The organism is Tistrella mobilis (assembly GCF_039634785.1).
GTDB classification, from domain to species: domain Bacteria; phylum Pseudomonadota; class Alphaproteobacteria; order Tistrellales; family Tistrellaceae; genus Tistrella; species Tistrella mobilis.
In genome coordinates this window covers 1-8157 of the sequence record NZ_JBBIAB010000047.1, presented here as the reverse complement: position 1 = coordinate 8157, position 8157 = coordinate 1, and the positions used below count along the sequence as shown (strand labels likewise).

The following is an 8157-nucleotide window of genomic DNA, read 5'->3' as shown; positions in this document are numbered from 1 at the left end:
TCAGGTCGCTCGGATATCTCAGGCCAGGCCGTTCATAAACCCGGCGGGTTTCCGTCGTCCACATTCTGTCCGCTCCCGTTTCCTCTGGCGCGGCAGAGAATCACAACGGATTCACCGGATTTAATAACCTTCCGGACGGGCTCTCACATAACCAAGCTTAGCCTCAATCACATCTTGAACACGATGATAACCCAAAAGACACTGCCGACAGGGAATTGGCCGCAAGCGTGTCGTAGCGGGTCGCGCCACGCCTGGAGTCATTGAGGCGATAAAACGCGATCTCGACGAGATGGCGATTGCAATGACGCTTCAGGTCATACAACACTCTCCATTTTGGTTGGTCCGTCCCGAGATCATCGGAATCGTACCGCAGTCCCGCAAGGAAGCGCGACGCCCGTCGGAATCATAGCCATTGTCCACGATGAGGTAACGGGTTCTCAGCATCCTGAGCAGCAACAGATCCGTTCCAGTTATACCTGACGCATTTCCAAACATCCATACGAGCGTATGAGATCGCCCAAGAGTATCCGTCAGGAAGTGGGCTTTGTCATCTGCTCGCCCTGCGACTTGCCGATCACCTGAGATTTCGCTCCCCCTTTCCCCATGTACCTAACAGCCGACTTTCACACAGGTGGAGCCGATTGCCACTGATTTTGCCTCGGCTCTGGATACCACCCAGCCCCTCCAGAAACGACGCCCGGACCACCTGTGAAAGTGGTGGTAAATGGATGTCGACGGCCTCTATTCCGCTGGACAGTTGCATCATCAGCCCCCGGTCCGCAGCACGTGAATGATCCTAAAAGTTACCCGCCAGTCACCCACCCGCCGGGCGCCCGGCTGGTTCTTGGGCAAGCGAGGCTCAAGCTACGCCCCATGTTCATCTGACGACCAGAAAAGCCGAGACATCGTGTTCGTCGTGGTTACAGGCCATTGGAATCACATGATGATCTCATTATCAAGGGGTTGGGTGAGTTCTGGCCATAATATGCTGATAAATCATCATATCCGTCCGAATTCGTCGGCGATACGCACGATATCGTCTTCCCCAAGATAACCGCCAGATTGCACTTCAATCAGATGCAGCGGTATCTTTCCAGGATTGCCAAGACGGTGAACAGCGCCCTGTGGTATATAAGTCGACTGATTTTCGGTCAGCAGAAAACTCCGATCATCACAGGTAACTTCAGCTGTGCCACTTACGACAATCCAATGTTCTGCACGATGATGATGCATCTGTAGCGACAACTTTCGGCCAGGTTTCACCACAATTCGCTTGACCTGGAAACGCTCTCCAAGATCTATCCCCTGATAACTCCCCCACGGTCGGTAAGTCAGGGCCCCGGTCTCCGCCTCAGATCGCCCAGACGTGCGCAGTCGATCGACAATGCTCTTCACCGCCTGGGCATCGTGCTTGGGGGCCACCAGTACGGCATCATTGGTCGCAACCACGATCAGGTCACGGACACCGACGGCCGCGACCAGCGGTCCTTCGCTGCGCAGATAGCTGTCGGAGACGTTTTCGGCGACGACGTCGCCGATTGCGACCACGCCGTCCGCATCCCGCTCGCCGATCGTCCACAGCGCATCCCAGGCCCCGACATCCGACCAGCCGAGATCGGCCGGCACCACGGCACCATGGGCGGTCTTTTCCATCACGCCGACATCGATCGACAGATCCGGTGCACTGGCGAAGATCTCCTTCGGCAGCCGGACGAAATCGAGATCGGACGACCGGCCGGCATAGGCGGCGGCCACAGCCTCGGCCACGGCCGGAGCCGAAGATTCGAGTTCAGCCAGCACCACCCGGGCGGGGAACAGGAACATGCCGCTGTTCCAGAAGAACCGGCCGTCGGCCAGATAGCGCTCCGCCGTCTCGCGCGCCGGCTTTTCATGAAAACGGCTGATGCGGAAGGCCCGCTCGTCAAGCGCCGTCCCGGTCTCAATATAGCCGTAGCCGGTTTCGGGCCGGGTGGGCTTCACCCCGAAGGTGACGAGATCGCCGGCTACCGCACGGCGGGCTGCCGCCGCCACCGCCTCGCGGAAGGCGGGCGTGTCGCCGATGATATGATCCGACGGCAGCACCAGCATCAGCGCATCGGGGTCGTGGGCAAGGGCCGCATGCGCCGCCGCGGCGACCGCCGGCGCAGTGTTGCGCCCCACCGGTTCCAGCAGAATGGCCGCCGGCTCGATACCCGCCGCCCGGGCCTGTTCGGCGACCAGGAAACGATGGTCTTCGTTACACACCAGAATGGGCGCCCCGAACCCCGCCTTGGGCGAGACCCGCTTCAGGGTCGCCTGCAGCATGGTGTCGCTGCCCGCCAGCGCCAGAAACTGCTTGGGCAGCGCCTTGCGCGAGAGCGGCCAGAGGCGGGTTCCGCCGCCGCCGCACAGGATCACGGGCGTGATGATGCTGGAGCTCATGAATTCGGTCTCGTTTCGCTGTCGGCTGAGCGGCTGTCAGGATTGCGGGGTGGCGAAGGATCACGTTCTCCGGAGAGAGACGCGCGACGTCCGCGGTCTCAGGCCGCGAACGCCTTCTCCAGACGCTCCAGAGCGATCCAGAAGCCCTCGCCGTCGTTCTTGTGGCCCTGCCAGATTTCGGGAATGAAGCTCGCGCCGGGCTGGGTCCGGTCGATCACATGCCCGAAGGCGCGGAAATCGATGTCGCCGTCACCGACCTGAAGGCCTTCGCCGTCGACCCCCTTGCTGTCCGCCAGATGCATATGCGCCGTGACCGGAGCCACCGCCTCGCAGAAGGCTTCGAACGACCACTTGTAGTGGTTGCAGGCCAGCTTGGAATGCGAGATGTCGAGACAGATCCGCATCTTCTCTGCCTCGCAGAACGACCGGATCGTCTCGGCGTCGACGAACAGATTGTGGAAGCTCTGCCCGCCGAAATGCCAGGGGAAGGGCGGCATCGTCTGCGGAATCACCTCGACCCCGTCGCGGCTCAGCAGCCGGAGCGTCTCGGACAGCCGCTCGTAGAGGGCGGTGCACTCGGCCGGATGCAGATGGCGATCGGTGGTGAAACCGCCCACATTGGTCACGATGAGCGGATCGGTCGGCTGATCGAAATACTCGCGCAGCCGCCGGGTCACGTCGATCACCCGCTGCATCTCTTTCACCGAATGCGCCCGATACTCGGCATCGTCGGAGACGAGGTTCAGCGTATGGTCGTGGGCGAACAGCTCGGGTGCGTGCACCACATAGCCGATCGGATAGCGGCCGCTCAGATATTTCGACAGCTCGATCTCCAGATCCTTGTAGCTGAGGTGGAATTCCACCAGCGACAGGTTGGTCTTGTCGAGCAGGCGCTGGAAGTCGTGATAGCGCACCGGCACGCCCCAGGGCCGCGAGAAGGCATAGGGCCGCGGCTCGATGACGCCGTCCGCCAGATCCGAGGGGTAGAAGAAGTCGCCGGCCTTGACCTCGCGGCGCATCGTGCGCCCGACCAGCTCGGCCAGACGGTTGGGCTGAATGCCCTTGCCCGGGCTCTTGACGTCGACCATGTCGGCGGTGACCACGGCGCCGATGGCAAGCGTGGTCTTCGCGACCAGGCTCTTGGCCAGGGTTTCGCGGTTCATCAGCTCACCCTGGGAGAGCTGGCGCGAGCCGCCTTCGCCCATGGCTTCCTCCACCTGGCGGATGCCGTCGACCATGCGACGGAATTCCTCGGGCAGCAGGCTGACCTTGTGGTCATTGCCTTCCAGGCCCTTGTCGATGGTGAAGTGTTTCTCGATGACCTTGGCGCCCAGCGCCACCGCGGCGACCGAGACGTTGATGTCGCGCTCATGACCCGAATAGCCGACGACGCAGTCGCCGATCTCGGCCAGGCGCTTCATATAGCGCAGGTTGACGTCCTTGAAGGGCGCCGGATAGGTCGAGTTGCAGTGCAGCAGGACGAAGGGTGCGCCCAGGCGGTGCAGCACGCCGGCCGACTGCTTGATCTCGGCATCGGTCGACATGCCGGTCGACACGATCAGCGGCTTGCCGGTCGCCGCCATCGCCGACAGCAGATCCAGATTGGTCATGTCGGCCGAGGCAACCTTGAAGCCCTCGAGCCCATAATCGTCGAGCAGCCGCACGCTCTCATGGTCCCAGGGCGTGCAGAGCGGGGTCATGCCGCGGGCGCGCACATGATCGAACGCCCGGAACAGGTCGTCATTCGACAGCGAGAAACGCGCCAGCAGGTCCAGCGTATACTGCGACCCCAGATCCTCGCTGGCATCGTTGTTGTCGCCGGCATTGCGATAGAGCCGGTCGAGCTGCCGCATCTGGAACTTGGCGCATTCGGCCCCGGACTCCGCGGCCAGATCGATCAGCCGCTTCGCCAGATCCAGATCGCCCTGATGATTGTTGCCGATTTCGGCAATGACATAGGCCGGATGATCCGGACCGATCTCGCGGTCGCCGATCCGGACCACCGCCGCCCCGATCCGGGCAACCGCCACCACCCGGCCCTGCTCGTCCAGCAGCGGCAGGGCGGTGATCCGCTCGGAAAGTTCGGCAGTGATCCGATCAGGGGCGGCATCGCGCGGCAGGGCACGGAAGCTGCGGTTCATCGCCTCCGAGACCGGCCGGTCCAGATCGATGGTCGGCTGCTCCACAACCCAGCGCCGGAAGTCGCCGTCGGTCAGCACACCTTCGAGCCGGCCGGCCTCCGACACGGCGAAGACGATGCCGTGCTTGTTCTCGCTGATCTTGCGAAGCGCGGTCGCGATCGTCTCCTCGACGAAGGTGAGGTAGGGAACGATCCTGGTTTCGATGATCATCGGCGTCCGATCGGCTCTAGCTGGGGGTCGGCGGTCTGGAAATGGCGCGCCGCCGGACCCGATCGTCAAACTCGCAAGGGCTCGCCCGGCCCATAGATCCTGATGGTAGCGCGACTTACCGCGAATGCGTAAGCAGCGTCTCGATCACGACCATATCGACTTCGCTGTCGATCTCATAGGCCGTCTCTTCCGCCATCTCGTGCAGCGCGATCCGGCCGCCGAGGCGGTTGTTCCGGGTTCGCAGCATCTCGGGCGGGAACAGGTAGATCGAGCCGTTCTCCACATATTGCGGCGTCATGTCCTGACGCCGCGGGCGGCTGGCCGGGTCGTAGTTGATTGCCTGGGCCCCGTCGGGCCCCCGCCGCCACAGAAAGCGGTGCGAGGCAACGACCGACAGAAGCGTATCGGCCCCTTCGGCTTCCAGGGTGGCGATGGCGCGATCGATGTCGTCGGCTGCACGGATGGGAGAGGTGCACTGCAGGAACACCACCAGATCCACCTTGCCCTCGCGGGCCTCGATCTCGTCGACGGCATGCCGGAGCGCTGCCTCGGAACTTGCCGTGTCGGAGGCGAGATCGGCCGGGCGCCGCACGATCTTCGCGCCGTATTGCGCAGAGACGGCCGCGATCTCATCATCATCGGTCGAGACCCACACGCTGTCGACCCGGGCCGAATTCAGCGCCTGCTCGATGGAATGTGCAATCAGTGGCTTGCCCGCCACCGGACGCACATTCTTGCGTGGAACGCCTTTCGACCCCCCGCGCGCGGGGATGATCGCAATTACCGATCCCATTTATGTCTCCGATAAAGACGATATTATTGGTCCGCGCAATACTGCCGTTAGCCAGTGAAGCTCGCGTCACGCCTCTTGACACTACCTCCCTCTCGCATACCGAAGGCATCGCTTGTCCAGTAAAAATCCTGACTGCTAAGCGACTTAACCCACGACAATGGCAGTCTATGACCAATTAACCCCATCTTGAAGCCAATAAATTTGGCCGCAGTCTGAACGATCGCATATGGTATCGCCATCGGGCGTTCTTTTCTCAAGCGGCACAGCATTGCTTTCAGAAACAGCTTACCGCGCTCATTTGCAGAAGTGCCATCGAGAAGCAAATGCCTCTGCCAATACCACTCATAACCAGTGTCGAACATTCGTTTAAATTCCTGCGTCAGAGTATAGGTGTGAGAATGATGCACTACAGCATCCGCAACATATGCCACACTAGCGCCACGTCGAAGCAGCTTGGCAACAGCGATCCAGTCCTCTGAGACTAGAGAAATCTTAAAACCGCCGATTTCATCGAGACTAGCGTTATCCCACGCCGAACACGAATTAGAGCTATAATAGGTATATGTCCCATAACGTGGGAGATCCGCAATACTACGAATCTCCGAGGCATCCGGATAATTAAACTCTCGCGGGAAAGCTTCAAAAAAATCCGCACCGATATGAGGTATCTGTCGCGCATATGAAGCAGCGGCTTTGCCCTCGCGAATAGGAGCAGTTAGCCGTTCAATCAGATCACTCGTCGTCGGTATTGCATCCGGCGTAATCATCACAGCGATGTCGGACGGAAAGGTCCGTCTGGCCAACTCCCTGGTCAGGGCATGATTGAAAGTCTTACGCGGGACGACGAATGTTTCGGCTCCCATTTCCTGAGCCATCTCAACAGTCCCGTCATTAGACGATGAATTGACAACAATAATGCGCGCTTTCACGGTCGAAGAGAGAAGATTCGGCAAACATTTGGGCAAAAGGTGTGTGGCCATATAGGTTATGATAAAGACATTGATCGTCTTCTCAATTTCGACTTGGCACACCTCACCATCCCTGCTCATTTCTGTCATCATTCACTCCCGAGAGACTTCATCTTCCATATAGCCAAGGGCATCGTTCGGTGTATGCGTCGACAATGCCACGCACATAAGGAGGCTTACCGCGGTCCACGCCGCCCGATAAGAGGCCAAGAACGCAACACTCGCAGGCCGAATGCTGGCATCCTTGGCACTACATCTAGCAGCTCTTGCGCAATCTCCTCGAGCGCGATCACGCCGTCATCATACGGCTAACGTCAACATCGTCGCCTAATTGGTAAGCCACATAGCCCGTCTTAATCTCCATAAGACCATGGGGCTTCCCCTTGCTCCCACAGTGCCGTCAGATGTTCGCGATCCCGTTGGGTATCCATACACTGCCAAAAGCCCGGATGCTTATAAACATGCAAGCCGCCATCTTCCGCCAACTTTGACAACGGTGACTGCTCAAGGACCAGCGAGGGATCAATTGACAAATATTCCCTGAAATTGCGATTAAAAAAGAAAAAACCTCCGTTGATCCAGGCGTTCAGAATTTCCGGCTTCTCCGAAAAAGCCTGAAGACGGTTGTCTTCCATGCGAAATTCACCGAAACGAGATGGAGGATTCACGCCGAGGACCGTTCCAATGCCTCCGTGGGCTTTGTGGAAGGCCAACTCAGACGCAAGATTCGCGTCCGTCACCCCGTCGCCGTATGTGACCGCAAATGTCTCTGCATTTCCAATGTACCGATCAAACGCCATCGCCACACGAGCGCCGGTCATTGTCTTTTCGCCAGTATAGGCCAAAGTAACCTCCCAATTACAGTCGTGGCTTATGTGATGATAAGTCACGCTATTATCAGAAAGATTCACCGTGGCGTCACTATTCATAGAATAAAAATTAAGAAAATAGTTACGTATCACTTCCGATTTGTACCCCATACAGAGCACAAATTTTTTAAATCCAAAATGAGAGTATATCCGCATGATATGCCAGATGATTGGCTTATCACCAACCGGAACCATAGGCTTGGGTCGAAACTCGGTCTCTTCCTTGATGCGCGTCCCCAGCCCGCCGCACAGGATAAAAACAGGAACAGATGAAGGATTCATGATACCGATCGTACTGCCTCTTTTAAGCCGCGCCGCTACATCTTCCAGTTGACGTGCTGGAGCGATTAGCTTTTGCGGTCGTTAACGCCGATTGTGCACATTCCGTATACCATGCCAGACGCGCCTTCACAAGTAACCTGCTCCCACGTAAGGACAGGATCCCTTTGATATTACGAAATGTTTGCCGTTCGCCACCGTAGAAAGAGGATATTCTGCGCGCAGGCTATGCCGCAGCAAGGCGGGAAAGCTGGAGAAGATATGGACAACGGCCGCATGTGATAGGGCATAGACGCTCGCCGCGCCGAAAAATCTGAACCTCAGATGCGATCGTGTCCCGGGTCACGTCCCGCCGAGTGGTGTAACAGCGTTTGCCTGGGGATGATGGCGCAGGGCGCGAAGCGCCCGGAGGCATCATCCCCAGGCGCCCTCGAAATCGGGGTGGTCATCGTCGATCTTCGGTAAGGTTTGGTTGC

At 59.0% G+C, this 8157-nt stretch carries 6 protein-coding genes; all 6 read right to left on the bottom strand.

From position 1 onward, the window contains the following. Positions 1 to 309: 309 nt before the first annotated feature. The 6 genes from WI697_RS27515 to rfbF all read right to left on the bottom strand — a co-directional run bounded on the left by WI697_RS27515 (position 310) and on the right by rfbF (position 7684). Positions 310 to 585: a transposase gene (locus WI697_RS27515; RefSeq protein ID WP_385999195.1), complete on the bottom strand. Its 276-nt coding sequence runs from the start codon at positions 583 to 585 to the stop codon at positions 310 to 312. Positions 586 to 999: 414 nt separating this feature from the next. Further along, positions 1000 to 2421, bottom strand: coding sequence for a mannose-1-phosphate guanylyltransferase/mannose-6-phosphate isomerase (locus WI697_RS27180; RefSeq protein ID WP_345960663.1), 1422 nt, complete (start codon positions 2419 to 2421; stop codon positions 1000 to 1002). 98 nt (positions 2422 to 2519) lie between these two features. Next, complete coding sequence (locus tag WI697_RS27175) at positions 2520 to 4772, bottom strand: N-acetylneuraminate synthase family protein (RefSeq protein WP_345960662.1); 2253 nt, start codon at positions 4770 to 4772, stop codon at positions 2520 to 2522. Positions 4773 to 4887: 115 nt separating this feature from the next. Then, positions 4888 to 5565, bottom strand: a complete 678-nt coding sequence (locus tag WI697_RS27170) for an acylneuraminate cytidylyltransferase family protein (protein ID WP_345960661.1) — start codon at positions 5563 to 5565, stop codon at positions 4888 to 4890. A gap of 47 nt (positions 5566 to 5612) precedes the next feature. Continuing rightward, a complete protein-coding gene (locus tag WI697_RS27165) occupies positions 5613 to 6623 on the bottom strand; it encodes a glycosyltransferase (RefSeq protein WP_345960660.1) in 1011 nt (336 codons plus the stop codon). A 263-nt stretch (positions 6624 to 6886) separates the two neighbouring features. Further along, positions 6887 to 7684 (bottom strand): glucose-1-phosphate cytidylyltransferase, encoded by a 798-nt coding sequence (gene rfbF / locus WI697_RS27160; RefSeq protein ID WP_345960659.1) that lies wholly within the window; start codon positions 7682 to 7684, stop codon positions 6887 to 6889. Positions 7685 to 8157: the final 473 nt, after the last annotated feature.